The 25,359-nt window shown below is 60.6% G+C and carries 28 protein-coding genes; 15 read left to right on the top strand and 13 right to left on the bottom strand.

Annotation, left to right across the window (positions count from 1 at the left end; genetic code table 11):
- The first annotated feature begins 2 nt into the window (after positions 1 to 2).
- Together lptE and holA are read left to right on the top strand one after the other, a co-directional pair.
- On the top strand, positions 3 to 506 hold the full coding sequence (gene lptE / locus JXQ94_RS14805; RefSeq protein WP_421924547.1) for an LPS assembly lipoprotein LptE: 504 nt from the start codon (positions 3 to 5) through the stop codon (positions 504 to 506).
- Positions 503 to 1,555 carry a DNA polymerase III subunit delta gene (holA, locus tag JXQ94_RS14800; RefSeq protein ID WP_421924546.1) on the top strand — a complete coding sequence of 351 codons (1,053 nt, stop codon included), beginning with the start codon at positions 503 to 505 and terminating at the stop codon, positions 1,553 to 1,555. Before lptE ends, holA begins: the two co-directional genes overlap by 4 nt.
- On the opposite strand, the gene JXQ94_RS14795 is transcribed toward holA, so the two are convergent.
- The 6 genes from JXQ94_RS14795 to JXQ94_RS14770 form a co-directional block, all read right to left on the bottom strand.
- On the bottom strand, positions 1,556 to 2,479 hold the full coding sequence (locus JXQ94_RS14795) for a ParB/RepB/Spo0J family partition protein (RefSeq protein ID WP_421924545.1): 924 nt from the start codon (positions 2,477 to 2,479) through the stop codon (positions 1,556 to 1,558).
- The gene (locus JXQ94_RS14790; RefSeq protein ID WP_421924544.1) at positions 2,476 to 3,333 is read right to left on the bottom strand and encodes a ParA family protein; all 858 of its coding nucleotides are present in this window, start codon (positions 3,331 to 3,333) and stop codon (positions 2,476 to 2,478) included. Before JXQ94_RS14790 ends, JXQ94_RS14795 begins: the two co-directional genes overlap by 4 nt.
- Entirely contained in the window at positions 3,311 to 3,934 is a 624-nt protein-coding gene (gene rsmG, locus JXQ94_RS14785; RefSeq protein ID WP_421924543.1) for a 16S rRNA (guanine(527)-N(7))-methyltransferase RsmG, read from the bottom strand. Before rsmG ends, JXQ94_RS14790 begins: the two co-directional genes overlap by 23 nt.
- Positions 3,935 to 5,794 carry a tRNA uridine-5-carboxymethylaminomethyl(34) synthesis enzyme MnmG gene (gene mnmG, locus JXQ94_RS14780; protein ID WP_421924542.1) on the bottom strand — a complete coding sequence of 620 codons (1,860 nt, stop codon included), beginning with the start codon at positions 5,792 to 5,794 and terminating at the stop codon, positions 3,935 to 3,937. It abuts the gene before it with no gap.
- 122 nt (positions 5,795 to 5,916) lie between these two features.
- Positions 5,917 to 7,233 carry a tRNA uridine-5-carboxymethylaminomethyl(34) synthesis GTPase MnmE gene (mnmE, locus tag JXQ94_RS14775; protein WP_421924541.1) on the bottom strand — a complete coding sequence of 439 codons (1,317 nt, stop codon included), beginning with the start codon at positions 7,231 to 7,233 and terminating at the stop codon, positions 5,917 to 5,919.
- Between the two features lie 4 nt (positions 7,234 to 7,237).
- Positions 7,238 to 7,522 carry a DUF6489 family protein gene (locus JXQ94_RS14770; protein ID WP_295691759.1) on the bottom strand — a complete coding sequence of 95 codons (285 nt, stop codon included), beginning with the start codon at positions 7,520 to 7,522 and terminating at the stop codon, positions 7,238 to 7,240.
- 12 nt (positions 7,523 to 7,534) lie between these two features.
- Here JXQ94_RS14770 and JXQ94_RS14765 point away from each other — a divergent pair, with 12 nt between their 5' ends.
- Complete coding sequence (locus JXQ94_RS14765) at positions 7,535 to 8,233, top strand: dienelactone hydrolase family protein (protein WP_421924540.1); 699 nt, start codon at positions 7,535 to 7,537, stop codon at positions 8,231 to 8,233.
- Between the two features lie 113 nt (positions 8,234 to 8,346).
- Positions 8,347 to 9,171, top strand: coding sequence for a LytR/AlgR family response regulator transcription factor (locus JXQ94_RS14760; protein WP_421924539.1), 825 nt, complete (start codon positions 8,347 to 8,349; stop codon positions 9,169 to 9,171).
- A 208-nt stretch (positions 9,172 to 9,379) separates the two neighbouring features.
- On the opposite strand, the gene JXQ94_RS14755 is transcribed toward JXQ94_RS14760, so the two are convergent.
- Complete coding sequence (locus tag JXQ94_RS14755; RefSeq protein ID WP_421924538.1) at positions 9,380 to 10,012, bottom strand: glutathione S-transferase family protein; 633 nt, start codon at positions 10,010 to 10,012, stop codon at positions 9,380 to 9,382.
- 147 nt (positions 10,013 to 10,159) lie between these two features.
- On the opposite strand from JXQ94_RS14755, the gene JXQ94_RS14750 reads away from it, so the two are divergent.
- Positions 10,160 to 11,029, top strand: coding sequence for a glycerophosphodiester phosphodiesterase family protein (locus tag JXQ94_RS14750; RefSeq protein ID WP_421924537.1), 870 nt, complete (start codon positions 10,160 to 10,162; stop codon positions 11,027 to 11,029).
- 59 nt (positions 11,030 to 11,088) lie between these two features.
- Positions 11,089 to 12,063 carry a quinone oxidoreductase family protein gene (locus tag JXQ94_RS14745; protein WP_421924536.1) on the top strand — a complete coding sequence of 325 codons (975 nt, stop codon included), beginning with the start codon at positions 11,089 to 11,091 and terminating at the stop codon, positions 12,061 to 12,063.
- Positions 12,064 to 12,078: 15 nt separating this feature from the next.
- On the opposite strand, the gene rho is transcribed toward JXQ94_RS14745, so the two are convergent.
- From rho to hemE, 4 genes are all read right to left on the bottom strand, one after another.
- Entirely contained in the window at positions 12,079 to 13,389 is a 1,311-nt protein-coding gene (gene rho / locus JXQ94_RS14740) for a transcription termination factor Rho (protein WP_421924535.1), read from the bottom strand.
- A gap of 235 nt (positions 13,390 to 13,624) precedes the next feature.
- A complete protein-coding gene (locus JXQ94_RS14735) occupies positions 13,625 to 14,080 on the bottom strand; it encodes a CopD family protein (RefSeq protein WP_421924534.1) in 456 nt (151 codons plus the stop codon).
- A 32-nt stretch (positions 14,081 to 14,112) separates the two neighbouring features.
- Positions 14,113 to 15,153: a ferrochelatase gene (gene hemH, locus JXQ94_RS14730; protein WP_421924533.1), complete on the bottom strand. Its 1,041-nt coding sequence runs from the start codon at positions 15,151 to 15,153 to the stop codon at positions 14,113 to 14,115.
- Positions 15,154 to 15,178: 25 nt separating this feature from the next.
- Positions 15,179 to 16,216 (bottom strand): uroporphyrinogen decarboxylase, encoded by a 1,038-nt coding sequence (hemE, locus tag JXQ94_RS14725; protein ID WP_421924532.1) that lies wholly within the window; start codon positions 16,214 to 16,216, stop codon positions 15,179 to 15,181.
- A gap of 445 nt (positions 16,217 to 16,661) precedes the next feature.
- Here hemE and JXQ94_RS14720 point away from each other — a divergent pair, with 445 nt between their 5' ends.
- The 5 genes from JXQ94_RS14720 to dnaQ are packed head-to-tail and all read left to right on the top strand — an operon-like array spanning position 16,662 to position 20,257.
- On the top strand, positions 16,662 to 17,501 hold the full coding sequence (locus JXQ94_RS14720; protein ID WP_421924531.1) for a pyruvate, water dikinase regulatory protein: 840 nt from the start codon (positions 16,662 to 16,664) through the stop codon (positions 17,499 to 17,501).
- Complete coding sequence (locus JXQ94_RS14715; protein WP_421924530.1) at positions 17,498 to 18,088, top strand: Maf family protein; 591 nt, start codon at positions 17,498 to 17,500, stop codon at positions 18,086 to 18,088. Before JXQ94_RS14720 ends, JXQ94_RS14715 begins: the two co-directional genes overlap by 4 nt.
- On the top strand, positions 18,085 to 18,927 hold the full coding sequence (gene aroE / locus JXQ94_RS14710; RefSeq protein ID WP_421924529.1) for a shikimate dehydrogenase: 843 nt from the start codon (positions 18,085 to 18,087) through the stop codon (positions 18,925 to 18,927). The genes JXQ94_RS14715 and aroE overlap by 4 nt, the downstream gene beginning before the upstream one ends.
- Positions 18,927 to 19,535, top strand: coding sequence for a dephospho-CoA kinase (coaE, locus tag JXQ94_RS14705; protein ID WP_421924528.1), 609 nt, complete (start codon positions 18,927 to 18,929; stop codon positions 19,533 to 19,535). Before aroE ends, coaE begins: the two co-directional genes overlap by 1 nt.
- Positions 19,536 to 19,564: 29 nt before the next feature.
- The gene (dnaQ, locus tag JXQ94_RS14700) at positions 19,565 to 20,257 is read left to right on the top strand and encodes a DNA polymerase III subunit epsilon (protein ID WP_421924527.1); all 693 of its coding nucleotides are present in this window, start codon (positions 19,565 to 19,567) and stop codon (positions 20,255 to 20,257) included.
- A gap of 21 nt (positions 20,258 to 20,278) precedes the next feature.
- Here the strand turns inward: dnaQ and secB are convergent, their stop codons facing one another.
- Positions 20,279 to 20,803 carry a protein-export chaperone SecB gene (gene secB / locus JXQ94_RS14695; RefSeq protein ID WP_295691782.1) on the bottom strand — a complete coding sequence of 175 codons (525 nt, stop codon included), beginning with the start codon at positions 20,801 to 20,803 and terminating at the stop codon, positions 20,279 to 20,281.
- Between the two features lie 213 nt (positions 20,804 to 21,016).
- On the opposite strand from secB, the gene JXQ94_RS14690 reads away from it, so the two are divergent.
- The 3 genes from JXQ94_RS14690 to JXQ94_RS14680 are packed head-to-tail and all read left to right on the top strand — an operon-like array spanning position 21,017 to position 23,453.
- A complete protein-coding gene (locus JXQ94_RS14690; RefSeq protein ID WP_421924526.1) occupies positions 21,017 to 21,637 on the top strand; it encodes a Tim44/TimA family putative adaptor protein in 621 nt (206 codons plus the stop codon).
- Complete coding sequence (locus JXQ94_RS14685) at positions 21,621 to 22,862, top strand: murein transglycosylase A (RefSeq protein ID WP_421924525.1); 1,242 nt, start codon at positions 21,621 to 21,623, stop codon at positions 22,860 to 22,862. Before JXQ94_RS14690 ends, JXQ94_RS14685 begins: the two co-directional genes overlap by 17 nt.
- Before the next feature lie 3 nt (positions 22,863 to 22,865).
- Entirely contained in the window at positions 22,866 to 23,453 is a 588-nt protein-coding gene (locus JXQ94_RS14680) for a Smr/MutS family protein (RefSeq protein WP_421924524.1), read from the top strand.
- Positions 23,454 to 23,463: 10 nt separating this feature from the next.
- Here the strand turns inward: JXQ94_RS14680 and hslU are convergent, their stop codons facing one another.
- Positions 23,464 to 24,771: an ATP-dependent protease ATPase subunit HslU gene (gene hslU / locus JXQ94_RS14675; RefSeq protein WP_421924523.1), complete on the bottom strand. Its 1,308-nt coding sequence runs from the start codon at positions 24,769 to 24,771 to the stop codon at positions 23,464 to 23,466.
- Between the two features lie 80 nt (positions 24,772 to 24,851).
- On the opposite strand from hslU, the gene JXQ94_RS14670 reads away from it, so the two are divergent.
- Positions 24,852 to 25,271: a VOC family protein gene (locus JXQ94_RS14670; RefSeq protein ID WP_421924522.1), complete on the top strand. Its 420-nt coding sequence runs from the start codon at positions 24,852 to 24,854 to the stop codon at positions 25,269 to 25,271.
- Positions 25,272 to 25,359: the final 88 nt, after the last annotated feature.

Genomic DNA, 25,359 nt, shown 5'->3' with positions numbered 1-25,359 from the left:
ATATGCGTTCCAGCCGCCGCGCTCTCCTCGCCAGCCTTGTCCTGTCGACCGGCTTGTTCATCTCGGGCTGCGGCTTTTCGCCGATGTATGGCAGTCAGGGCGTCAGTCAGGGCCTGGCAGACATTCTTGTCGAGACCGGTCGCGAGCAAGTCGATTTCCATCTTCAGGAAGCCCTGCTCGACCGGATGGGCGCACGTCATGCCAGCGGTCCTTACACATTGCGCACGGAAAGCGATGTGACCCGCTCACCCCTCGGCGTTGGCGCCGATGCGGCTGTTTCGCGCTATGCGATCAGTCTGGAGGTTCAATATGGCCTGTTCCGTGATGGCGATACAGATCCGGTCATGACCGGTATCGTCCGCTCGGAAGCGTCCTACAACGTGCCGCGGTCGGTCTACGCGTCCGTCGCCGCGGAACGGGATGCAACCGAGCGTGCCGCTCAGCTGGCCGCAGAGCGCATTGCCAATCAGCTCGTCCGGGCGCTGCAGGACGCCAACTCTCAGTGAAAGCGTCGGCCCGCGATGCCGACGCCCGGGTCCGCAAGCCCGACCCGTCGATCCGGGCCTATCTGATCTATGGTCCGGACCGAGGCCTGACTCATGAGCGCGCCCAGACCCTGGTCAAGGCGGTGCTCGAAGATCCCGACGATCCCTTCGCCCTCACCCAGCTGACCGAGGAAGATCTCAAGTCGGATCCCGCCGGCCTCGCCGACGCGATGGCCACCATGTCCCTGACTGGTGGCAAGCGCCTGGTTCGCGTCCGCCTCAATCGCGAGACCGGGAGTGGCCCGATTATCGAGGTGATCAAGGGGCTGGAAGACGGCTCTGTCGCGGCGGAAGCCGTGCTGTTGGTCGAGTCGGGCGATTTAACGCCGCGAGGGAAGCTTCGAAAAACCTTTGAACCCGCTAAAAACGCAATAACAATAGCATGTTATGCTGATACAGCGCATTCACTCGAAACGCTCTGCGAAGACATGCTCAAGGTTGAAAAACTGGTTCTTGCGCGCGATGCGCGTGACGCGTGGTTGCCGAGACTCGAAGGAGACCGGGCCCTTGCCCGCGGCGAGATCGAAAAGCTGATCCTCTATAAAGGGCTCGCCAGTCAGCGCGGAGATGGGGAGGACACCGTCACGCGCACCGATATTGAGGCGATCGCGGCGGATCAGGGAGAGGCCCAACTCGACTCGGTTCTTGGCCCCGCCCTACTCGGCCAGCTGACGAAGGCAGACAGTGCCTATCACCGTTCGATTACCGCGGGCGGGTCTGCTGTCGGCATTCTTCGGGCCCTGCAGCGGCGCCTCGATCAACTCAGCGCCGTCCACGCGGCCGGGGGGAATGACGGGGCGGTGGCGCGAAGCGGTGCACCGCGCTTCGGGCCCCAGGCCGACATGTTCAAGCGGCAGCTCTCTCTTTGGCGTGGCCGACGACTGGACCATGCGCGTCAACTCGCCTTCGACGCGGAGCGCTCTGTGAAACGGTCAGGCGCCCCGACCGAAGCGCTGGTCGGTGATCTCTTGCTCAGACTGGCCCGGGGTGCGGCCCAGATTGGTCGCTGATTATCCGCGCGTGACGTCAGCGCTGAGGCGCCGGCAGACATCGTCCAATTGCTCGAGCGTCTTGTACTGGACCCGCAATTCGCCGCCCTTTGTGCCATGCCGAATATCGACGGTCAGACCGAGTCGGGCCGTGATATCGGCTTCCAATGCCCGTGTGTCAGCATCCTTGTCAGCACCCGATTTCACGGCAGACTTGGTCTCCGGTGCGCTGGGATTGTGGACCGTTTTCGCAAGCTTCTCTGCCTCACGAACCGACAGGCCACGGTCGATGATCTGCTCAGCCAGGGCAGTGGGATCGGGCGCACTGGCGATCGCTCGAGCATGACCAGCGGTCAATTTCCCCTCGGCCAGATAGGTCAGCACAGAGTCAGGGAGTGACAGGAGGCGCATCATGTTCGCGACATGGCTACGGCTCTTCGAAACAGCCTGGGCGACGTCTTCCTGTGTATGACCGAAGCGATCAATCAGCTGGCGATACGCCTGCGCCTCTTCAACCGGGTTCAGATCGGCGCGCTGGACATTCTCGACGATACCGATCTCGAGCGTTTCACGATCGGTGAGCTCGCGAACCAGGGCGGGAACTTCATGCAGGCGGGCCCGTTGCGCTGCCCGCCAGCGGCGTTCGCCGGCGACGATCTGGAAATTCGTGCCACCATCGATCGGGCGAACGAGGATGGGTTGAACAATGCCCTTGTCGGCGATGGAGTCGGCCAATGCATTGAGCTCTGGCTCGGTGATCGTCTTGCGGGGCTGATCCGGATTGGGGGTGATCAGCTCGATCGGAAGCATGCGGACGCCATCACGGGACGGCCGGCTGGTTTCAGGGGTCTCCGCTTCCGGTGCGCTATAGCCCTCCGTATCGGTTTCGCCGAGAAGGGCCGACAATCCGCGCCCGAGGCGCTTGTTCTTTTCGCTCGCGCTCATGCCACTTCACCTTGTTCTTCACGTCGCCGCTTGCGTTCCTGCTGAACGATTTCCTTGGCCAGGCTGATATAGGCCTGGGATCCAGAGCATTGCAGATCGTACAGCAGAACCGGTTTTCCCACAGACGGCGCCTCTGAGACGCGCACATTGCGTGGGATCACCGTCTTGTAGACCTTGTCGCCGAAATGCTCTCGGACATCGGCAGCCACTTCCGCGGAGAGATTATTGCGGCTGTCATACATCGTCAGGACGACACCCTGGATATCCAGACGGGAATTGAGATGTCCCCGGACGCGATCAATCGTCTTGAGGAGTTGGGACAGACCTTCAAGAGCGAAAAACTCACACTGAAGCGGCACCAGAATCGCATCGGCGGCGGTCAGGGAATTGACGGTGAGCACGTTCAGCGAGGGCGGACAGTCGATCAGGATATAGTCGAGACCGGCCGCATCCGTTCCCAAGGCCTGCATGCTCTGGTCGATTGCGCGCTTGAGCCGATAGGATCGGCGCTGATCATCCGCCAATTCGAGTTCGGCTCCTGACAAAAGCTCATCAGACGGGACGATGGAAAGCCCCGGCACGACCGTCGGCACCATGGCAGACTTGAGGGAATCCCCGCCCACAAGCACGTCATAGGATGTCAGGGTGCGTTTGGCAGGCGGGACGCCCAACCCCGTCGAGGCATTGCCCTGCGGATCAAGATCGATAATCGCGACCTTTTGCTTGATCGCCGCCAGAGCGGTTCCGAGATTGATGGCGGTCGTGGTCTTGCCCACGCCCCCCTTCTGATTGGCAACAGCAATGACTCGGGGCGCCTTGGCGCGCTGGACGTCAGTTGGCACGGTCCACCTCATGAATACGCAGGATCACACCGTCACTGGTCTGACTGGGTATGACTTCATGATCGAATGTCCAGTTTTTACGGGCCTCGGTCAATTCATCCCGATAGTTTTGCCCTTTGAAGAAAAGGCCTTGAGCCTTGTTTTTCAACAAAGGCGCGACATAGCCCAATAATTTATTCAAGGGGGCGAAGGCCCGCGCTGTCACCAGATCGAAATTCTCCGCCGGATCGAGTGTTTCCACGCGCACCGAACGCGCCTCCGCATCGAGTTCCAGCGCCGCAATCGTCTTGCGAAGAAAGGCCACCTTCTTGCCAACGGAATCCACCATGGCGACCGAGGCTGACTGCCCGCGATCCCGGAAACCCAGAGCCAGGGCTATGCCTGGAAAGCCTGCTCCGGCGCCCAGATCCGCAACCTTCTTCACATCCATCGATATGTGCTCAAGAAGCTGGAAGCTGTCGAGCGCATGACGATGCCAGAACTGGTCAAGCGTTGACCGGCCGACCAGATTGGTATGGGCATTGGTCTCGACCAGAAACGTTCGCCACTGATCAAAAGCGGCCAGTGTTTCACGTGAAACACCGGTCTGGCGGCCAAAGGCCTCACGGTCCATCTAGCTCGCCTCCCGATTACGGCGCTTCACGTGGGCCAGCACGGCCGTCAAGGCACCAGGCGTTACACCTTCAATCCGCGCGGCCTGCCCGAGCGTCTCGGGCCTGGCGGTCTCCAGCTTCTCTCGCGCCTCGTTGGAGAGCCCACCAATCCCGCGATAGTCCAGATCCCGGGGAAGACGGACCGCCTCGTCCTTCCGAAAAGCCAGAATGTCCGCCTGCTGCCGATCGATATACCCGGCATAAAGCGCATCGATCTCGATTTGCTCGGCGACCGCTGGCGAGGCTCCTGCCAACTCCGGCCAAATCTCGCATATCTTGGCCCAGTCCACCTCGGGATAGGCGAGCATGTCGGACACGCTCCGCCGCTTTCCATCCGCATTCACGGCAACACCGTGAACGGCAGCTTCATTGGGCGTCAGCGACAATCCGGAGACGCGAGCGCGCAGTCCTTCAAGCTCTGACATCTTTGCGGCAAAAGCCGCGCGCCGTTTCGTTCCGCTGAGGCCCAAAGCCTCAGCCATACCCGTCAAGCGCTGATCGGCATTGTCCGCCCGCAGCGTCAGCCGATACTCGGCGCGCGAGGTGAACATGCGATAGGGCTCGCTGACGCCCCGCGTCACCAGGTCGTCGATCATCACGCCGATATAGGCATCCGACCGGCTCAACACGAAGGGCGCCCGCCCCGTGGCGGCGAGCGCCGCGTTCGCACCCGCCATCAGCCCCTGTGCGGCGGCCTCTTCATAACCCGTCGTTCCATTGATCTGACCCGCCAGCCAAAGCCCGGCCCGTTTGCGCAACTGCAATGTCGCGTCCAACTCCCGCGGGTCGACATAATCATACTCGATCGCATAGCCGTAACGCTTCACCTCAACCTGCTCGAGCCCGGGGATGGTTTCCAGAAAAGCCTGCTGCACATCATCCGGAAGCGATGTTGAAATCCCGTTCGGATAAACCGTGTCATCCTCGAGACCTTCCGGCTCCAGGAAGACCTGATGTTGGGACCGGTCCGCGAAGCGTACGACCTTGTCCTCGATTGACGGGCAGTAGCGCGGTCCGCGCCCCGCAATCGCTCCGGAATACACGGCAGACTGCCCCAGATTGTCCGCAATGATCTGGTGCGTCGCGTCTGTCGTCCGCGTAATCGCACAGCTGATCTGGGGTACAGAAATCGCCTCGGTGAGAAAGGAGAACGGCACGGGCGCCTCATCGGCCGATTGCTGCTCAAGAGATTCCCAGTCGATGGACGATTTCCTCAAACGCGCCGGCGTACCGGTCTTCAGCCGCCCCATCCGCAGATCGAGGCCATAAAGCGTGTCCGACAAGCCGATCGATGGCGCTTCGCCAGCCCGGCCCGCCGGAATCCGCTCCGAGCCTTTATGGATCAGACCGCGCAGGAAAGTCCCGGTCGTCAAAACCACCGCCTTGGCGTGATAGACCACACCCTCCGCATCGATCGCGCCGGAGCAGACATCACCATCAAAGAGAAGATCCTCGACGGCGGCCGCGACGATCTCCAGATTATCCGTGGCCGACAACTCGCCCTGCATGGCAGACTTGTAGAGCGCGCGGTCAGATTGGGTCCTCGGCCCTCTGACGGCCGGACCCTTGGAGCGGTTGAGCAAACGGAACTGAATCCCGGAGGCATCCGCTACCCGACCCATCACGCCGTCCAGGGCATCAATCTCCCGCACGAGGTGTCCCTTGCCCAGACCGCCAATGGCCGGGTTGCAGGACATCTCTCCAATGGTCTCCAGCTTGTGGGTCATCAACAAGGTATCGGCGCCCAGGCGTGCCGACGCCGCCGCGGCATCACAGCCAGCATGACCACCGCCAATGACAATAACATCCCAGGTTTTCATGGGAGCGCTTCCGATCCGAGACAGGCTAGATTGAGGCCGGACTACATAGGGCTTTCGCCGAATAGAGTCGAGATCACGGAGGCGGTGTTTCACGTGAAACAGGCGCCAGGATTAACTCCGCCCTATTTCCCGATGCAGAATTGCGAGAAAACGCGGTCCAGAATGTCTTCAACATCGACCCGACCCGTCAGGCTCTCCAGGGCCCGCACCGCCAAACGCGCATCCTCACCCGCGAGCTCAGGCGCGAGCGCAAGATTGTCCCGGCAGCGCACCAGCGCTTCAAGCGCCGACTCGACGGCTCGCCTGTGACGCACCCGACTGAGCGCGGGCATCTCACGTGTGGAGAGACGGTCTCGGACGATACTCTCAATCCTGTCCTCAAGCGCCTCCACACCCTGGCCCGACTTCGCGCTCAGCGGATAGGCCCCGTCCCGTTCCGCATTCGGCGAAAGGTCGACCTTGTTCAGAACGAGAAGGTCACCGTCGGTAAGGCGTCCACGCAGGTCGGATAATTCTTCCTCCTCCCGCACATCTGCGACACCAATACGCAAATCAGCATGTTCGGCCCGATCCAGTGCCCGGCGAACACCTTCCGCCTCGATCGCATCAACGGCTTCACGCAGCCCGGCCGTATCCGAGATCACAACCGGGAAGCCCGCCAGGGTCAGCTGGACCTCCACAATGTCCCGCGTGGTCCCCGGGATATCCGTGACAATGGCGGCCTCCCGCCGAGCCAGACAATTCAGGAGACTCGATTTTCCGGCATTGGGCGCTCCAATCAGGGCAATCGAGAAACCCGTCCGAACCCGCTCGCCTCGCCGACCATCATCGAGATGGGCAAACATGGACGAGACCAGCTCACTCAGCGGCGCATGCGCGGAATGGGATAACGCATCTGGCACATCTTCCTCGTCCGGAAAATCAATCTCGCCTTCGATCGACGCCATCGCGGAGATCAACCGGTCCCGCCATCCATCATAAAGTTGACGGAGGGATCCTGACATCTGGGCCAGGGCCTGTTTCCGCTGACCTTCGGTCTCTGCTTCAATCAGGTCGGCAAGACCTTCGGCCTCGGTCAGATCGATTTTCTCATTCTCGAAAGCGCGCCGCGTGAACTCACCCGCTTCAGCCGGATGGGCACCCGCCTCATCAAGCGCGTGAAGAACCGCCTCGATAACGGCCGGCCCGCCATGCACGTGAAACTCGACACTGTCTTCGCCGGTAAAGCTCGCAGGGCCCGGGAACCAGATCACCAGACCATGATCCATCACCGCGCCGTCGACCGACCGCAAGGCTCTTAGCGACACATTCCTGGGCGACGGACGCGGGAGACCGGCGAGCGCATCAAGAATTGGCCCGGAATTGGCTCCCGACAGCCGGATAACCGCAACACCCGAACGCCCAGGCGGCGTCGCCAACGCGTAAACAGTTGTATTCAATGGACTAACTGCCCTTGCCGGACCCGGGAACACCGCCTGCCTGGCGCATCATGTCCATGAATTGATTGGTCATTTGACCACCAACGGCGGACCATTGGCGCATCAAGACCTCAGGCTCCATGGATTCCAGATTGGCTTCGGTGCGGCGCACGACCTCGTCCACCATAGCCTCATTGATCCGGGTCACATCCGGAAGGCCCAGAAAGCTTCGGGCTTCTTCCGGACTGCACTCGATGTCGATCTTGACCTTCATACCGGCCTCGCTTGAACTGGCTGCAAGAGCACTCAACAGGAGCCCCCCATGGCAGGTCAATATATCCCCATCAAGGGACGTGATGGGGATTTTTCCGCTTACCGCACCGAACCCGCATCAGGGCGCGGGCCGGGTGTGCTGGTCTTGCAGGAGATATTCGGGATCAACGCCAATATGCGCCTGATCTGCGACGGCCTCGCCGAAGCCGGTTTTGTGGCCTTGTGCCCGGATCTCTTCTGGCGCATTGAGCCCGGCATCGACCTCGACGACCATAGCGATCCTGACCTGAAGCGCGCCTTCGCGCTCTTTACCCGGTTCGATGTCGAGACCGGCATGCGCGATATCGCCGACTCGCTGTCTGCCCTCCGCGCGGATACAGCCTGCACCGGCAAGGTTGGCGCCATGGGATACTGCCTGGGCGGTCTGCTGGCTTATCTGACGGCGTGCAGAACCGATAGTGATGCGAGCGTCGGTTATTATGGCGTCGGCATCGAAGCCCGCCTCGATGAAGTCCGTGCACTTGATCGCCCCTTGCTCCTTCACATCGCGGGTAGGGATCAATTTGTGCCGCCTGATGCACAGGCCAGGATTCATGACGCCCTGGACACTCATGTTGCAATCAGGCTCGAAGACTACCCGGCAGATGACCACGCCTTCGCACGCCCGGGCGGGCAGCATTACAACGAAAGCAGTGCCGGTCGGGCCAACGGCCTCACCATTCGCTTCCTTCATGAAGCCTTGAACTGAGCCAGCATTGGCGAGCGCCGGGACGGCTCGCGCAATTGTTAGCGTAAAGTCACTTGCCCACTCGAGCCACGATACGGCACTAAGGTTGTCAACATCCAACCTGGACAAGACCCTTGGCCCTCGTCGACGATCTACGCGAAGTCCGCATCACCGGCTTCCCGCTTCGCTCACCCTTCCTGATCATCACCACACTCGTCTGGGTGAGTATTGTGTGGCTGTTCGCCACCGCGAGCTGGATCGATGCCACTCGCGTCCAGTCAGGTGCGCCCTACCACGCCTATATCCTGGGCTGGACGCGGGGCATGCTGCCCTGGCTTTTCCTGTTTCCGATTGTGTTCAAGATTGGTGCTCGCCACAGCAATTCGGATTTCGTCGAGACCGCCAAGTCGGCGGTGATCGCCTGCGTCCTCGGCATGGGCGGCGTCGTGATCTATGCCGCCTTGGCTTTTTCAATCGGGACCGAGCTGACGCCACTGCAGACATTGAGCTCCTTGGGTCTCAGAGCCTTCCTCTGGGACACGGTCTTTTTCATCCTCGCCTTTCTCTTCGGTCGGCAAATGCGCCCGCAGATCGATCCACGCGAATTCCACGCGCCCGACTTTGGTACACTGGCTGTCAAATCGAGCGGCAGCGTCGAATATGTGCCCGTCCGCGAGATCCTCGGCGCAACCGCGCAAGGCAATTATATCGCCTTGCATCTGATCGACCGCGACGTCCTGCACCGGACGACCATGGCGAATCTGGAGGGCGCCCTGTCAAAGGCGGGCTTTGTCCGAATTCACAGATCGCATCTCGTCAATCCGGCCCGGATAAGCGTTGCCCGCTCCCGGGGCGAAAGCTACCGGATTGTCGAGTTGACGAATGGCATTCAACTGCCCGTGTCGGACCGTTATCGCTCCGAAGTTCGAGACCAGCTTGACCAGCGAGCGCTCGCCTGACGGCATTCGTCACCGCAACCGGCTCACTCATCACATCCCGCCCGGGACGAGCTTCCGGGATCAACCCGACCCGCCTAATCAGGACAAACGGTTTCCGTTGGACGCCGTTCCGACCGGTGCGAAGTCCGGCCGGAATCTGGGCGGTTCATGGACAGGCCCCCTTTCAACCGATCCATGAACCGCTTTTTTTCGTCCGCTTGGCAGACCTTCAGTCGGTCGCACTTGCGATCGCCCAGCTCGGCCTGGCCGTGATCCGCGCGAAATAGTCTTTTACCGCTGCCGGCGCCTCATCGAATTGTTTGATGATTTTCAACAGGAAGAGCATGTAGCCGACCGAGATATCAGCAGCAGTGAAACGATCACCGGCGAGGTAGTCCCGCCCCTTCAATCCGTGTTCAGCCAGCATGGTCAGGGCTTTTGTCGTGTCCGCCCGCGCGGACGCGGCGATACCCGGATTCCGCACTTTTTCCGGCAGAAGCATGGTGTGGGCCAGCAAAAGAGAGACCGGCATGATCATCCCGCTCTCACCGAAATGCAGCCATTGCAGATAGAGGTCATAATCCGTCTCATCCGGCCGAACATCCAGGTCAGTCGGCCCGTAGCGGCCCATAATGTACTGAAGGATGGCGACGGATTCGAACATGACCCGACCGTTATCCTCAAGCGCCGGGACCTTCCTCAGCGGATGGATTTCGCCATAACGCTCGTCCCCGGCTGGCCGCTTGGCAAAGGCGACCGTTTCGAGTGAGTAGGGTAGCCCCATTTCCTCAAGCAACCAGCGGACCCGCACTGAACGGGTCCGAGGCGCGTGATAGAGACGAAGTGGTGATGTATCGACCATGATATTCTCTCCCCGATGATCGACAAGCCGATCATTCTTCTGATTGATTGCCATTGAAGCCTGACAATTGGACGCCGACCATCAGGAAATGTCGAATGTCCTCCATACAGGTTCAACTGACACTGACCCCGCAACCCGGACCTTGAAATGCTCAGAACCCTGCCCGTCCTCCTCCTCTTTCTTGGCGCCTGCAACCCGGCCAGTCCGGCGCCCGATACCGAGTTATCAGCCCAGGCCTCAGCCCTGACCTGTTTCCGGGAGAACGGCTTTGCCATGCTGGCGGCCCACCGGGGCGGACCGGCCCCCGGCTATCCGGAAAACGCCCTGTCCAGCTTGCAGCGCCTCGTGGACAATGGTGTGCTTTATGCCGAGATCGATGTCCGCCGCACGGCAGACGGCGTTTATTACCTGCTTCATGACGACACGCTCGAGCGCACCACAACGGGTAGAGGCGATCCAGGGGGGCGGGTCTGGTCCGAACTTTCAAGCGAGCGCTTGCTCGACAGCAATGGCGATCTCACCGACCAGACCATACCCCGCCTGGAAGCTGTCTTCGCGCTGGCCCGGGAAACAGGCCTGGTTCTCAATCTCGACCTCAAATCCGTCACGCCAGCCGAGATTGTCGCGCTGGTCGCCGCAAACAATGCCCGCGATCACGTCGCCATTATCGCCTACTCGGTCGAGGATGCGGCTGCGATCCACGCACTGGATCCCGGCCTTGTCCTGTCGGTTCCCGACGAACCGGACGCTTTGAGGGCCTCCGGTGTCAATCTGGATGCCAGCTATATCTGGCTCGGTACCGGCGCCCTGACTCCGGCCCGTGACGCCGAACTGGCCGGTCGCGGGCTGGAGACATCCGTCGGCCTGTTTCGACGTGAGGACGGAAGTGCCACACCCTATCTCGAAGCGGCGGAAGCCGGCGTCGAGCTTTTGTCCATCGACAATGTCGACGCCGCTGTCTCGGCACTGGGTGGGCCGGATGCATTACAGGCCCGGATAGATCAATGCCGGACCTAGCCGGTCGCCATGATCCGCACCCATGATAGACACGCAATCAACGAGATGAGGCGAAACCGATGAACCAGGCCATCCGCATCCACCAGACCGGTGGTCCCTCCGTCATGCAGCTCGAATCCGTGGAGATTGCAGAACCCGGCGCAGGTCAGGTTCGGGTCCGCCATGGAGCGATCGGCGTGAATTATATCGACACCTATCACCGGTCAGGCCTCTATCCCGTCCCCCTGCCATGCGGGATCGGACTGGAAGCCGCCGGCCATGTCGATGCCATAGGTGACGGGGTAACCCAATTCGCGATCGGCGACCGGGTCGCCTATGGAAACGGCCCGATTGGCGCTTATGCCGAATTCAACATCGTCCCGGCAGGCCGTCTGGCGCGCATTCCCGACGCCGTCTCGCTGGAGCAAGCTGCAGCCATCATGCTGAAAGGCATGACAGCTCGCTATCTCCTCAAGGAGACCTATCCGGTCAAACCTGGCGACACGATTCTCTTTCATGCTGCAGCGGGTGGCGTCGGCTTGTTGATGTGCCAATGGGCTCGCGATCTGGGCGTAACCCTGATCGGAACCGCCAGCACGTCGGAAAAATGCGAGCTGGCCCTCTCGATGGGTGCAACCCACATGATCAATTCATCGCAGGAAAACATCGCATCGCGAGTCCGCGAAATCACCGATGGCCGCGGCGTTCCCGTCGTCTATGACGGCGTCGGGCGAGATACGTTCGAGATTTCGCTCGATTGCCTGCAGCCGCGCGGATTGCTGGCCAGTTTCGGCAATGCATCCGGAGCGGTGACCGGTATCGATCTTGGTATTCTGACACAGAAGGGGTCGGTCTATGTCACGCGGCCTTCGCTCGCTCACTATGTTGCAAGCGATGAAGCCCTGGCGGCAAATACGGCTGATGTCTTTGACGCAGTGGCGCGCGGGGCGCTGACGATACAGATCAACCAGCGCTATGCGTTGAAAGACGCCGTTCAGGCCCACATCGATCTGGAGGGCAGAAAGACGACGGGAGCCAGCATACTGGCTCCCTGATCGCGTTCGTCGCTGCTACGTGTTCATCGAGTCGAAGAACTCGTCATTGGTCTTGGTCTGGCGCAGTTTGTCGAGCAGGAACTCGATCGCATCCTGGGCGCCCATCGGGTTGAGGATACGGCGCAGGACGTACATTTTCTGCAACTGACCCTTATCGACCAGGAGTTCTTCTTTCCGCGTGCCGGATTTGAGAATGTCGATCGCCGGGAAGACACGCTTGTCTGCCACTTTCCGATCGAGGACGACTTCCGAGTTACCCGTGCCCTTGAACTCTTCGAAAATGACTTCATCCATCCGCGAACCGGTATCGATCAAAGCGGTCGCGATAATGGTCAACGAGCCACCATGCTCGATATTTCGCGCAGCGCCAAAGAAGCGTTTCGGGCGCTGGAGTGCATTGGCATCAACACCACCGGTCAAAACCTTGCCCGAGGACGGAACCACGGTGTTGTAGGCGCGGCCGAGACGCGTGATCGAGTCCAGCAGAATAACGACGTCACGGCCATGCTCGACCAGACGCTTGGCTTTTTCGATCACCATTTCAGCAACCTGGACATGGCGCGTTGCCGGCTCGTCAAAGGTAGAGGAGATGACCTCACCCTTCACGGTCCGCTGCATGTCAGTGACTTCTTCCGGCCGCTCATCGATCAGCAGAACCATCAAGTAACAATCCGGATGATTGCTCTCGATCGCGTGGGCGATGTTCTGCAGGAGAACGGTCTTACCGGTCCGCGGCGGCGCCACGATCAGGCCTCGCTGGCCCTTTCCGAGCGGCGAGACAATATCGATCACCCGACCGGAGCGATCCTTCACGGTCGGATCGGCCAACTCCATGTTGAAGCGGCTTTCGGGATAGAGCGGCGTGAGATTGTCGAAATGAACCTTGTGGCGCGCTGACTCCGGGTCCTGAAAATTGATCGCGGACACTTTGAGCAGGGCGAAATACCGTTCACCGTCACGTGGGCTGCGAATTTCGCCTTCAACCGTGTCACCCGTTCGCAAACCGAATTTCCGGATCTGGGTCGGCGACACATAGATATCATCCGGACCAGCGAGGTAATTGGATTCCGGGGAACGGAGGAAACCGAAACCATCCTGCAAAACTTCCAGGACGCCACCGCCATGAATTTCGACATCCCGCTCGGCGAGAGCCTTGAGAATGGCAAACATCATGCCTTGCTTGCGCAGGGAAGACGCATTCTCGATCTCGAGCGCCTCAGCGAACTCCAACAGCTCGGTCGGCTTCTTTTCCTTGAGGCCCTGGAGCGTCATGCGCTCCACACCTTCAAGCAGGGCAGGCACAGGTAGGATGGTTTCGTCGGTCATGGTTTTACTATCAGCTCAAACAGAAGCGCCGGTTCGGAACGAACCTTGCGCGATCAGGCAGACCGGGTGCCGCCAGAGCGGAGGTAACCCGAGAATTGTGGAGCAGACGGGCGCGCTGTGGTTCACGCGTCTCACGTCACGAAGGAGGGATCCTGAAAAAGGAGTCGAGAAACCCTTGCCATGCAGGGTCAGGGTCGTCAAGCGCGGCTTGATCCAGACTTCCGCAAGCAGAGCCTCAGGCCAAAGCCACAACAGCGATCAAAACGATCGCTATCGCGAACACAAACGGGATTTCATTCAGGATGCGATAGCGTTTGTGGGGCCAATCATTGGTGCCAGCCTCGAAGCGCTTGAACCGAGCGGAAAACACGTGGTGAAGCCCGGTCATCGCGAAGACCAGAAGAAATTTCACCAACCAGCCCCAGTGCAGGAAAACCGACCATCCACCGGCTCGTTCCATGTTGGCCCAGACCAAGGCCAAGCCAAACAGCCACGCGACGATCATGGCCGGGTTCATGATGACTTTCAAAAGACGCCGTTCCTGGAGTTTCAGCGTCGTATCCAGTTCGCCGCCCGGTATGGCCTCGCAATGATAGACATAAAGTCGTGGCAGATAGAGCAAACCAGCCATCCAGGCGATGACCGCGAGGATATGGAAGGCGCGCAACCAGTCATAAGCGGCAATCAGCATGGCGTACTCGGTCCTGGCCCGAATTGATCAGATCAGGCTGCAGACTTGCACGGACAGGCTGAACAGTCAGCTGGACAAATTCGCTCTCCGGCCTCGGATCGCAGCCCGGCCGGGCCATTCAATGCCTGCCCGACCATGCTGGCCAGGCCTTCTATGAAGACCGGGTCATTGCCCAATGCGGGAACGCGCACATAGGTTTCGATCCCCAGTTCTTCCGCGATTTCCGCATATTCCTCATCCAGCTCCACCAGCGTTTCGATATGCTCGGACACAAAGGCGATCGGCGTCAGAAGAATGGATTTACCGTCCTTGGCAGCCTTCTCGATCGCATCCTCGGTTGACGGGCCAATCCACTCCAGCGGGCCCACCCGGCTCTGATAACAAATCTGGTGGTCCGGAAAGTCCGGCAATTGTTTCATCACCGCCGCCACAGTCTGCTCGACCTGCCACTGATAAGGGTCGCCGGCATCAATGATTTTCTTGGGCAGGCCATGAGCGGAAAAAAGCAGGCGCGCATTCTCCGGTCGACCTGATTTCTCCCAGGTTTTGCGGATCAGCGCCGCATGCGCATCGATAAAGGCGGCCTCGGTCGGATAGCAGCACAAGGCTCGGGTTTCCGGCCCGCCCGCCTTGCGCCAGGCCCCCAGTGAAGAACCCGTCGTCGTGGTCGAGAAATGTGGGTAGAGCGGCAGGAGCACCGTCTCATCCGGCTCCCAAGCTTTCACCTCATCAGCAACATCCTCGGTAAACGGATGCCAGTAGCGCATCGCCGGCCAGACCCGCACGTCAAAATCGGGCCATTGGGGTGCCAGGCTATCAGCCAGCGCATTGGCCTGACGGATGGTTGCGGGCAAAAGCGGGGAGCCGCCGCCCATCTTGGCATAATTCGCCTGGGCTTCCTTGGTCCGAACCGTCGAAATGAACAGGGCCAGCGCTTCGCGGATCAGGCCGGGAGCCTGGATAATGGCTGGATCCCGAAACAGATTGCGCAAGAAGGGGCGCACCGATTCCGGTCCGTCCGGTCCGCCGAGATTGAAGAGGACAACTGCCAGTTTCTTGCGCGCTTCACTCACCCTTGGCTCCTTCAGCTCAGGCAGATCAGGCGCGGTTGCGGATTCGCGCCAGCAATTGTTCAACATGGGCAACGGGCACATCCGGTGTGATGCCATGGCCGAGATTGAAGATATGGGGCCGACCGACCCAACTATCCAGCAAGCGATCGACCTCACTGTTCAAAGCGGCTCCGCCGGCGCGCAATGCGGCCGGATCAAGATGACCCTGGACCGGCATGCCCTCGGGAAGAACGGACTGGATCCACGCCGGGTCAACACCCGTATCGACCGCTATCGCCGTTACTCCGGTTTCCCGGGCATAGCGGGGATAGAGCGTCCCGGCGCCGCGCGGAAAGCCGATGATGGGAACATCTACTCCCGCGGCGCGCACCGCATCAATGATACGCCGGGTCGGTCGGATGATAACACGCTCGAACAGAGGTTCAGGCAGACCTTCAGCCCAGCTGTCGAAGAGTTTGAGGACTTCGGCCCCGCACCGCGCCTGCATGACCAGGTATTCCGCGGTAACATCGGCAATCCGGTCCATCATGCCGTCAAAGGCTTCGGGATGCTCCCAGGCAGCGACACGGGTCTTGAACCGGTCCTTCGACCCGCCGCCCTCGACCATATAGGTCGCGACGGTCCAGGGGGAGCCCGCAAAACCGATCATGGTGGTCTGGCCAGGAAGCTGCGGCACAACCTGTTTGAGCGTCTCACCGATCGGAGAGAGCACGGCTTCGGTCTGATTGAGAGTGAGCGTTTCGTAGTCGAGCACGTTGAAGGGTTCGAGCTTCGGACCTTCACCGGTCACGAACCAGACTTTCCGACCCAGCGCGATCGGTACCAGCAGGATGTCGGCAAAGAGGATCGCTGCATCGAAACCGAACCGGCGGATAGGCTGCAGAGTCACTTCTGCTGCCAGATCCGGAGAGAAACAGAAATCGATGAAGTTCTTCGCCCGAGAGCGAACTTCCCGATATTCAGCGAGATACCGGCCAGCCTGGCGCATGAGCCAGACAGGTGGCGGGCTGACGGTTTCACCGGCGAGTACGCGAAGGAGTGGTTTTTCAATCATGTCATTCATCCGCCCTGCTTAGGCATCTCTTCTCAACGGATCAATCTGTCGCCTTCATCTCTCTAAAAAGAATATATTGATTGTAGAAGATTGTTGGGGCGTGGAAGACGTGGATGAATGCGGTTCTACCCGCTTTTCCGGTTATCCGGCACGCGAGTTATCCATCCACAAGCCTGCAGGTAGCTGGATGGGCATAATCGGAATCAGTGATATCTTCCAGGAAGATGAGAGTTATCACGAATGTGGAATGACAGTGGAAAAACGATCATGTCCCGTCGATCTCCTCTCGGATGATCCACAGCCATTTCCACGCTCACGGAGACTGTGGACAGGGCTGTGGGTTGTTCATGGTAAGACCGGGTACTACTCACAGCTTGTCGCTGCCGATTGCGGCGCTGGGGAAAACAGCCCAACTTATTAACAATTGGTAAACGCGAACCCGGTGACCGGCCTCATGCCCCCCCTGAATTCTCCCTTCGACACCTGTTTCCATATTCACATGGTTTCCGACTCCACAGGCGAAACGCTGATGGAAGTCATGCGGGCCTCGGTTGCCCAGTTCGAAGGAACGAGTCCGCTCGAACATCTCTACGCATTGGTGCGTTCGTCCAGGCAGCTCGATCGGGTTCTCGACGAGGTAGCGGCCTATCCCGGTGTTGTCATGTACACGATCGTCAATGCTGATCTGCGCCGTGAGCTGGAGACCCGGTGTGTCGAGCTTGGCGTACCGGCGATCGCGATCCTGGATCCCATGCTGGCGACATTGAGCTCTTATCTCGGACGCCCGGTCGCCAGCCGTGCCGGTGCCCAGCGCTCCCTGGACGCCGACTATTATCGCCGGATTGATGCCCTGAATTACGCGATGGCTCATGATGATGGCCAGGGTGATGATTTTGAGGGAGCCGACATCGTGCTTCTGGGCGTCAGCCGCACATCAAAGACACCGACCAGCGTCTATCTCGCCCATCGCGGCTATCGCGCAGCCAACATCCCCTTGGTCAAGGGAGTGCCGCTGCCGCCCGACATCTTCAATCTGCGCAATCCGCTGGTTGTTGGCCTGTCCGCTTCGCCGGAGCGGATTGTCCAGATCCGTCGCAATCGCCTGCTCAGCCTGAATGAGGACCGCGACACCAATTACATTGATGATTTCGCTGTTCGCGAAGAAATCCTCTACGCCAAGCGTCTGTATGCAAAACACAAATGGCCGACGATTGACGTCACGCGACGCTCGATCGAGGAAACGGCTGCGAAGATCATCAATCTTCTGATGGAAAAGCGGAACATGACGGCATGACCCGCTTCATTCTCGCGTCCGGCAGCCAGATCCGCGCCGATATACTCTCGCAGGCCCATATCCCCTTTTCCATTATCAAGTCAGATGTGGATGAGAGTGTGATCAAGGCCGAACGATCCGACTTGTCCCCGCGCGATATGGCGCTTTGCCTGGCGGAGGCGAAAGCCCGGCCGGTTTCGCTGGCCCATCCTGACGGTCTGGTTCTCGGCGCCGATCAGACCATGGAGCTTGACGGCGAGCTCCTGGACAAGCTTCCCGATGCAGCGCTGGCGCCGGATCGTTTGCGTCGCATGCGGGGTCGACCTCATTGTCTTCATTCAGGCCTAGCCTTGCTGTGCGATGGCAAGCCTGTCTGGACGCACCAGCAGACATCAACCATCCATGTCCGCGATTTTTCGGATGAATTCCTGGCGCACTATCTGGCCGAAGCAGGCGATGCCCTGACCAAGAGCGTGGGTGCCTATGCTTATGAAGGTCTCGGTGCGCAATTGTTTGAACGCGTTGAGGGTGATTATTACGCCATTCTTGGTTTACCGCTTCTGCCCCTGACAAAGGTGCTGCGTGATGAAGGGGTCTTGGCTCGATGATCACCACCGGCGCCGCCCGGCTTGCTGGCGTAACCGGTGATCCGGTCAGCCATTCCCTTTCCCCCATCCTGATGGGACTCTGGATCGATGCTGCCGGCCTGGATGCGCAATACGTCCCTTTTCCAATCGCGCCGGAGCATTTCGACCGAGCCGTATCGGGTCTGGCAAGTGCTGGCTGTGTCGGGCTGAATGTGACCTTGCCGCACAAGGAAGCGGCTCTGGATCTGGCCGATAGTGCCGCCGCGGCAGCCCGGGCCGTCGGCGCGGCGAACCTCCTGACAATGAGCGGCGGCAAAATCCACGCGGACAACACGGATATCGCCGGCTTTCTCTACGCTTTGGAACCCGCAAATATCAATTATGACAAAGCCAAAGTGCTGGTTGTCGGCGCCGGTGGGGCTGCCCGCGCCCTCGTCTATGCACTCCTGACAGTCGGGGTCTCAGACCTGGCCATTTGCAATCGCAATCTGCCGCGGGCCGAGGGATTGGCGCGCGACCTTGCGCCTGGTGCCAGCCTCATTCCCTGGGAGGCGCGCAATGATGTGCTTTCTGATCGCACCTTGATCGTCAACGCGACGTCGCTTGGCCTCAAGGGGCGCAATGAATTGTCTCTCGACTGGGACCGGGTCAGCCCGGGTAGCGTTGTCTTTGACAGTGTCTATACGCCTTTGAAGACAGGCTTTCTGGCCGGCGCTGCGGAACGCGGTCTGACCGCGATTGACGGACTCGACATGCTGATTGGCCAGGCCCGGCCGAGTTTTCAGGCCTTCTATGGCCAGCCGGTGCCGCAATTGCCGGATCTGCGCGGACAACTCATCCGGCATCTGGAGCCGTCGTGATGCTGCGTATCGGCCTCACCGGTTCCATTGGGATGGGCAAATCCGCCACCGCGCAATTGCTGCGAGAGGCCGGTCTTCCGGTCTTTGACTCCGATGCTGCTGTTCATGCGTTGTATGCGCCCGGCGGAGCTGCTGTCGAACCGGTCGGGCGGGCCTTTCCGGGGGTTGTTGTTGATGGCGCGATTGATCGTGGCCGCTTGTCCGAGGCCCTGAAGGCGGATCCGGACGGGTTCGAGCTTCTCGAAGAGATCGTGCACCCGCTTGTCAGCGCGGCGCGGGAGGCCTTTATCGCCGATGAAACGGCCTCGGGGCATGACATATTGGTGTTTGACGTGCCTCTCCTGTTTGAAACTGGCGGCGAGAAGCGGGTCGATGCGGTGATTGTCGTTCATGCACCCGAGGCGGTGAGACGCGCGCGCGTGATGCAGCGACCGGGCATGACCGAGGCCAAGCTGAACGCCATAATCGCGCGACAGCTGGACGATTCGATCAAGCTGGAACGGGCGGATTATAGTGTTGAGACGTCGGGCGGAATTCCCGATGCGAGGCAACAAGTGGCTGAAATCGTTAAGGCACTGAAAGCCCGAGCGACCAAAGCCAGTTCTTGATGGCAGCAAACTCAGGCGGGGCGGCCGGAATGCGCGAAATAGTCTTCGATACCGAAACCACCGGGCTTGATCCCAATACCGGTGATCGCATCACCGAATTGGGCGCGGTCGAGGTGATCGACTATATCCCTACCGGGAAGACGTTCCACGCCTATGTGAATCCGCAGCGTTCCGTGCCCAAGGAAGTGGTCGACATTACCGGACTGACCACGGAATTCCTGTCCGACAAGCCGTTGTTCGATGAGGTCGGGCCGGATTTTGTGGCCTTCGTCGGTGATGCAACCCTGGTTGCCCACAATGCGCCGTTTGACCGCGGGTTCATCAATATGGAGCTGGCGCGCCTGGGGATGGATATCTACGCCGATGACCGGTTCAAGGACACGGCCCGGATCGCCCGGGCGAAATTCCCCGGCTCCTACGTCTCGCTGGACGCGCTCTGCAAGCGTTTCGATATCTCGCTCGACACGCGTGACAAGCACGGTGCGCTGATCGACTCCCTGCTTCTGGCAGAAGTTTATCTCGAGCTCATGGGGGGGCGGACGCGGGCGCTGGATCTCAGCGGCAAGGGTTCAGCGACCAGTAATGCGGTCGAATTCCCCACCCGGTCGCCGCGTCCAATTGCGTTGAACCGGGGCCAGACAGAGTCAGAGCGCGCCGCCCATGACGCCTTTGTTGACGAGATGGGCGATGACGCGCTCTGGAAGAAACTCTCGTTTCAATAGGACCGTACGGATCGGTCAGTCCTAGTTTGCGGCGGCCGGATCGCCATTGCCATTGCTATTGCCTTCCGAACCCGGAACAGCGGCAGCACGCTTGGCCAGCTGGGCGCGGTACAGGCCCGCAAAATCGACCGGATCCAGCATGAGGGGCGGGAAATTGCCGTCACGCGTGGTGTCGCCGAGCACGCGGCGCGCAAACGGGAAGATCAGGCGCGGACATTCGATCAGCAAGAAGGGCTCGCGCTCGGCATCCTGCACATTGGCGAGCTGGAAGAGGCCGGCATAGGCGAGCTCGGCGATGAAGACCACGGTCTCCTCACGGCTTGCCTTGGCATTCACGGTCAGAACAACTTCATAGGTGTCTTCGCCAACCGCGCGAGCCTGGACATCGATGCCCAGATCAATCGCCGGGGTTGCCTGGCCTGGACGCAGGGTGTCGGGAGCGCCCGGATTTTCGAAGGAGAGGTCCTTCACGTATTGCGCAAGGACGCGCAGCTGCGGCTGTTGGGCGGCCGCGTCGTCGGCGGGCATGTTGGGTGCGTCGGTCATGGAACTCCCCGGATGGGTCTGTAAACGGCTGGCCGTGGGCGGCCGGGTCAATGAGAGCGCGCCCGTTAGCATGGCCACAGTCCAGCGGCAAGCTGGCAAGACCACAGCGAAGAGGCTGACGACCGGGCAAATAGGGCCTATATCAAGGAAAGGAACGAGGCTTTGGCGCGTGGCGCCCGGGCTTGTCAGCGCAGCAAAGGTGTAGCGGGCCGTATGGATATCTGGACACTTCTCAGCGGTGTGGTCGCGATCTTCTTCGCTTATCGTCTCTATACGGTTCTGGGGCGCCGGGAAGGTCACATGGAGGCTCCGACGCCTCCGGAGGAAGTGGCAAAGACCGGCGATGCCGGCCGAACGCCGGGACTGCGCCCCGCCTTTGAAGGGCCGGCAGCTGCGGGGCTGGAAGCCATCGCAGCGGCTGACACGCGCTTTGACCCGAACGCTTTCGTCGACGGCGCACGCAGCGCTTATACGATGATTGTCGAGGCCTTTTCCGCGGGTGACCGCAAGACCCTTGAGCCGCTCCTGGCCGCCAAGGTTCTCGATCGATACACGACTGCGATCGACCAGCGGGCGGATCGTGGTGAGACGGTACGGACCGAGATCGAGCGCATTCGTTCTGCCGAAATCACCGAGGCCAGTCTCGAGAGTGAGACTGCGCGCATCAAGGTGCGCTTCGTGGCCGAGATCGCGACGGAAACCAGGGATGCTGACGAGGCCGTCATTGCGGGTGATCTGGGCCATCTCTCGACTGTCACTGAAGACTGGGTGTTCGAACGTCGCACCGATACCGGCAATCCCAATTGGGTACTGACCCGTGTTGCGGCGGTTTGATCGTCTCGGCCTGATCGGTGTCGTATTGCTGGCAGCCTGCCAGCCCACGACACCGGACCCCGAGCCCGAACCGGACGTTCCGGTCGTTGAGCTCCCGGAAACCCTTGATTTTCAACCTGTCCTCTGGACCGACCTGAGCGGTTGGGAAGAGGAGGATCTGGCGCCTGCGCTGCAGGCCTTCCGACGCAGCTGTCAGCGGCTTGACCGTCGCGCCGACACTGATGCGCTCAACCCGCGGGCGGAATGGGCCGGGCGGGTTGAGGATTGGCGCGGTGCCTGTGCAGCCGCCGCCATGACGCGTGAGGGGGTGGACGCTGCCCGAGCCAGTCTGGAAGCCGTCTTTACGCCGGTGCGCCTGCTCGCCCGCGAGGCGGAGACCGGTGAAACACGCCAGACCGGCCTTATGACCGGCTATTACGAGCCCTATGTCGAAGTGCGTCGTGCGCGCCAACCCGGCTTTACCCAGCCGCTTCGTCGTCGACCGGATGATCTCGTGACCGTGGATCTGGGTCGGTTCGATGACAGCCTGTCCGGTCGCCGGATTGTCGGTGAAGTCCGTGATGGCCAGCTCGTTGAGTACAAGGACCGCAGTACGATCGAGGAAAGCAATGCCGGCGAGGTCTTTGCCTGGGGCCGGCCTATTGATGTTTTCTTTCTGCAGATCCAGGGCTCGGGCCGGCTCGTCTTCGCCGACGGACATGAAGAACGCGCGGCTTTCGCGGCCCATAACGGGCTGCCCTACCGTTCCATCGGCCGCGAGCTGATCAATCGAGGCGAGCTGGAAGCCCATGCCGCGTCCAAGCAGGGCATTGAAGCCTGGCTGAACGAGAATGGCCCTGACGCCACAGCCGAACTGTTCGGCGTCAATCCGCGCTATGTTTTCTTTCAGAGCGAGAATCTGGATGACCCGACGCTGGGGCCGCGCGGCTCGGCCGGTGTGCCGCTGACGCCGATGGCGTCAATCGCGGTTGATACCGGTGTTATGGCGCATGGGGTTCCAGTCTGGCTTTCGGCTGACCTGCCTGAACTGGAAGGCTGGAACGGTCTCGTCGTGTCGCAGGATTCCGGCGGAGCCATCAACGGGCCGCTGCGCGGAGATTTCTTCTGGGGCTGGGGTGAGACGGCTGAGCGTCGGGCCGGTACAACTAGAGCCCAGGCTGGCTGGGTCGTGCTCTTGCCGCATACGGTCGTCGCGCGCCTTTTCGCCGACACCGAGCCGGCCTGATCCATGTCGCGCAAACGCACCATGCGGCCGGAAGAGCGCGCCTTGTGGACGCGTGTCGCCAAGTCTGTGAAACCCCTGTCAGACGACCGTATGGCGGCGTTGGAAGCGCCAGAGCCCAAATCCGCAGCGCCCAAGAAAGACAAGATGGACACGGCTGCCCGTGCCTATGAAACCGGTTTTCGCCTGCCGGCCACGCCGCGCGCACCGGCGGCCTATGACCCACCGGTACCGCATGACCGCTCGGGCGAGAAGCGGGTGCGTCGCGGCCGGGTGGATATTGATGGACGGATCGACCTGCACGGCCTGACCCAGGACCAGGCCCTGCGCTCCTTGCGTCACTTCCTGCAAATGGCCTTCGCCAGCGGCTATCGCACGGTTTTGATCATCACCGGCAAGGGTTTCAAGTCGCGCGAGCGCGATGTCGCGCCATGGGAACAGGTCGAGGAGCCCGGTGTTTTGCGCCGCAAGCTACCGGAATGGCTGGGCCTTTCCGATTTTAGTCAGTATGTGTCAGGATTCGCGAAATCCCATGCCCGTCATGGTGGGAGCGGCGCCTTTTATGTCACGCTCAGGACGCGAAACCGCGACTGATCCCGGCTCGTCAAAGAATGAATTTCGACAGGTCGGCATTCTTTGCGAGTGTGCCGACATGCTCGGCGACATAGTCGGCATCGATCGTGATGGATTCACCGGAGCGATCAGAGGCGGAGAAGGATATTTCCTCGACCAGTTTCTCCATGACGGTCTGGAGTCGCCGGGCACCGATATTCTCGACACTGGCATTGACCTCGGCCGCCAGGCCGGCAAGCGCGTCGATCGCGTCATCGGTGAAATCCAATGTCACGCCTTCCGTGCCCATCAGGGCCACATATTGTTTGATCAGGCTGGCTTCCGGCTCAACCAGAATGCGTTTGAGATCGGCTTCGGTCAGCGCGGAAAGCTCAACCCGGATCGGCAAACGCCCCTGCAATTCCGGCAGCATGTCCGACGGCTTGGCGACGTGAAATGCGCCGGACGCGATGAAGAGGATATGATCGGTCTTGATCGCGCCATGCTTGGTCGCGACCGTCGTTCCCTCGATCAGTGGCAGCAGGTCGCGCTGCACGCCTTCTCGGGAGACATCGCCGCCGCGGGCATCGGCGCGCGCCGCGATCTTGTCGACCTCATCGAGAAAGACGATGCCATCATTCTCCGCCAGCTTGATGGCGTCGGCAGTGATCTGGCCATCATCGAGCAGCTTGTCGGCTTCCTCATTGATGAGCGGTTCATAGGCATCCTTGACCTTCATGCGCACGGTCTTGGTCTTCTGGCCAAAGCCCTTGCCCAGGATATCCCCCAGATTGATCACGCCGGCACCGCCCGACGGCATGCCTGGAATATCCATCATCTGCATGGGAGAGCCATTGTCGGCCAACTGGATCTCGACTTCCTTGTCGTCCAGATCACCGGTCAGCAAGCGTTTGCGGAAGCTTTCGCGGGTAGCGTCGCTGGCGCCGGGCCCGACCAGTGCATCGACGACCCGGTTCTCGGCTGCGGCATGCGCTTTCGCTTTCACATCTTCACGCTTCTTCTCGCGCACGATGGAAATGGCGATTTCCACCAGGTCGCGGGCGATCTGGTCGACGTCGCGACCGACATAACCGACTTCGGTGAATTTGGTGGCCTCAACCTTGATGAAGGGGGCGCCGGCCAGTTTGGCCAAGCGGCGCGAAATCTCGGTCTTGCCGACACCGGTCGGCCCGATCATCAGGATATTCTTCGGCGTGACTTCCTCCGCCAGCGTCTCGTCCAGCTGTCGCCGGCGCCAGCGATTGCGCAGGGCGATGGCGACCGCTTTCTTGGCATCGCCCTGTCCGACGATGAAGCGGTCGAGTTCGGAGACTATTTCGCGAGGAGAAAAATCGGTCATTATTGTCTTTGCATTGCTTGCGCGGTCCCCTGATGTAATCAGGGGCGATACGCAAAACCAGTCCTGAAAGGCATAAACCGATGACCCGACCGCGTTTTCACCTGGCCTTCCCGGTCAATGACCTGGCCGCGGCCCGGCATTTCTATGGGGAGCTTCTGGGCTGTCGTGAAGGTCGGTCGAGTGCGAGCTGGGTCGACTTCGACCTGCATGAACACCAGATTGTGGCTCATTTGGCACCGGAAGAATGCAAGGCCGCGGCCGTGGGTGCGGTCGATGGCAAACAGGTCCCTGTGCGCCATTTCGGGCTGTTGCTCGATTGGGCCGACTGGGAAGCCCTCGCCGCTCGCCTCAAGGCTGCCGGACAGGACTTTATCATAGATCCCTATGTCCGGTTCGAGGGCGAGCCTGGCGAGCAGGGCACTTTCTTTGTTCGGGACCCATCCGGCAATGCGCTCGAATTCAAGACGTTTCGGGACGAAGCACAGGTCTTTGCGCGCTAGCCGGCGACGGGCGACCCGCAAGCTCTCCCGCATGTGAGCAGAGGCATGTGCGGGTTGATCCAGGCCAGATCATGCCATCCTCGACGTT

Origin of the sequence: Maricaulis maris, from assembly GCF_049116555.1 — a bacterium.
In the GTDB taxonomy this organism is placed as follows: Bacteria; Pseudomonadota; Alphaproteobacteria; order Caulobacterales; family Maricaulaceae; genus Maricaulis; species Maricaulis maris_C.
The sequence above is the reverse complement of the archived record's forward strand: the minus strand, read 5'-3'. Positions and strand labels throughout refer to the sequence as shown.

Coding starts and splice junctions, on each gene's coding strand:
- lptE (WP_421924547.1), top strand. CDS start 3: ATGCGTTCCAGCCGCCGCGCTCTCCTCGCCAGCCTTGTCCTGTCGACC.
- JXQ94_RS14795 (WP_421924545.1), bottom strand. CDS start 2,479: ATGAGCGCGAGCGAAAAGAACAAGCGCCTCGGGCGCGGATTGTCGGCC.
- JXQ94_RS14790 (WP_421924544.1), bottom strand. CDS start 3,333: ATGAGGTGGACCGTGCCAACTGACGTCCAGCGCGCCAAGGCGCCCCGA.
- rsmG (WP_421924543.1), bottom strand. CDS start 3,934: ATGGACCGTGAGGCCTTTGGCCGCCAGACCGGTGTTTCACGTGAAACA.
- mnmG (WP_421924542.1), bottom strand. CDS start 5,794: ATGAAAACCTGGGATGTTATTGTCATTGGCGGTGGTCATGCTGGCTGT.
- JXQ94_RS14765 (WP_421924540.1), top strand. CDS start 7,535: ATGGCAGGTCAATATATCCCCATCAAGGGACGTGATGGGGATTTTTCC.
- JXQ94_RS14755 (WP_421924538.1), bottom strand. CDS start 10,012: ATGGTCGATACATCACCACTTCGTCTCTATCACGCGCCTCGGACCCGT.
- JXQ94_RS14750 (WP_421924537.1), top strand. CDS start 10,160: ATGCTCAGAACCCTGCCCGTCCTCCTCCTCTTTCTTGGCGCCTGCAAC.
- JXQ94_RS14745 (WP_421924536.1), top strand. CDS start 11,089: ATGAACCAGGCCATCCGCATCCACCAGACCGGTGGTCCCTCCGTCATG.
- rho (WP_421924535.1), bottom strand. CDS start 13,389: ATGACCGACGAAACCATCCTACCTGTGCCTGCCCTGCTTGAAGGTGTG.
- JXQ94_RS14735 (WP_421924534.1), bottom strand. CDS start 14,080: ATGCTGATTGCCGCTTATGACTGGTTGCGCGCCTTCCATATCCTCGCG.
- hemE (WP_421924532.1), bottom strand. CDS start 16,216: ATGAATGACATGATTGAAAAACCACTCCTTCGCGTACTCGCCGGTGAA.
- JXQ94_RS14720 (WP_421924531.1), top strand. CDS start 16,662: ATGCCCCCCCTGAATTCTCCCTTCGACACCTGTTTCCATATTCACATG.
- JXQ94_RS14715 (WP_421924530.1), top strand. CDS start 17,498: ATGACCCGCTTCATTCTCGCGTCCGGCAGCCAGATCCGCGCCGATATA.
- aroE (WP_421924529.1), top strand. CDS start 18,085: ATGATCACCACCGGCGCCGCCCGGCTTGCTGGCGTAACCGGTGATCCG.
- coaE (WP_421924528.1), top strand. CDS start 18,927: ATGCTGCGTATCGGCCTCACCGGTTCCATTGGGATGGGCAAATCCGCC.
- dnaQ (WP_421924527.1), top strand. CDS start 19,565: ATGCGCGAAATAGTCTTCGATACCGAAACCACCGGGCTTGATCCCAAT.
- secB (WP_295691782.1), bottom strand. CDS start 20,803: ATGACCGACGCACCCAACATGCCCGCCGACGACGCGGCCGCCCAACAG.
- JXQ94_RS14690 (WP_421924526.1), top strand. CDS start 21,017: ATGGATATCTGGACACTTCTCAGCGGTGTGGTCGCGATCTTCTTCGCT.
- JXQ94_RS14680 (WP_421924524.1), top strand. CDS start 22,866: ATGTCGCGCAAACGCACCATGCGGCCGGAAGAGCGCGCCTTGTGGACG.
- hslU (WP_421924523.1), bottom strand. CDS start 24,771: ATGACCGATTTTTCTCCTCGCGAAATAGTCTCCGAACTCGACCGCTTC.
- JXQ94_RS14670 (WP_421924522.1), top strand. CDS start 24,852: ATGACCCGACCGCGTTTTCACCTGGCCTTCCCGGTCAATGACCTGGCC.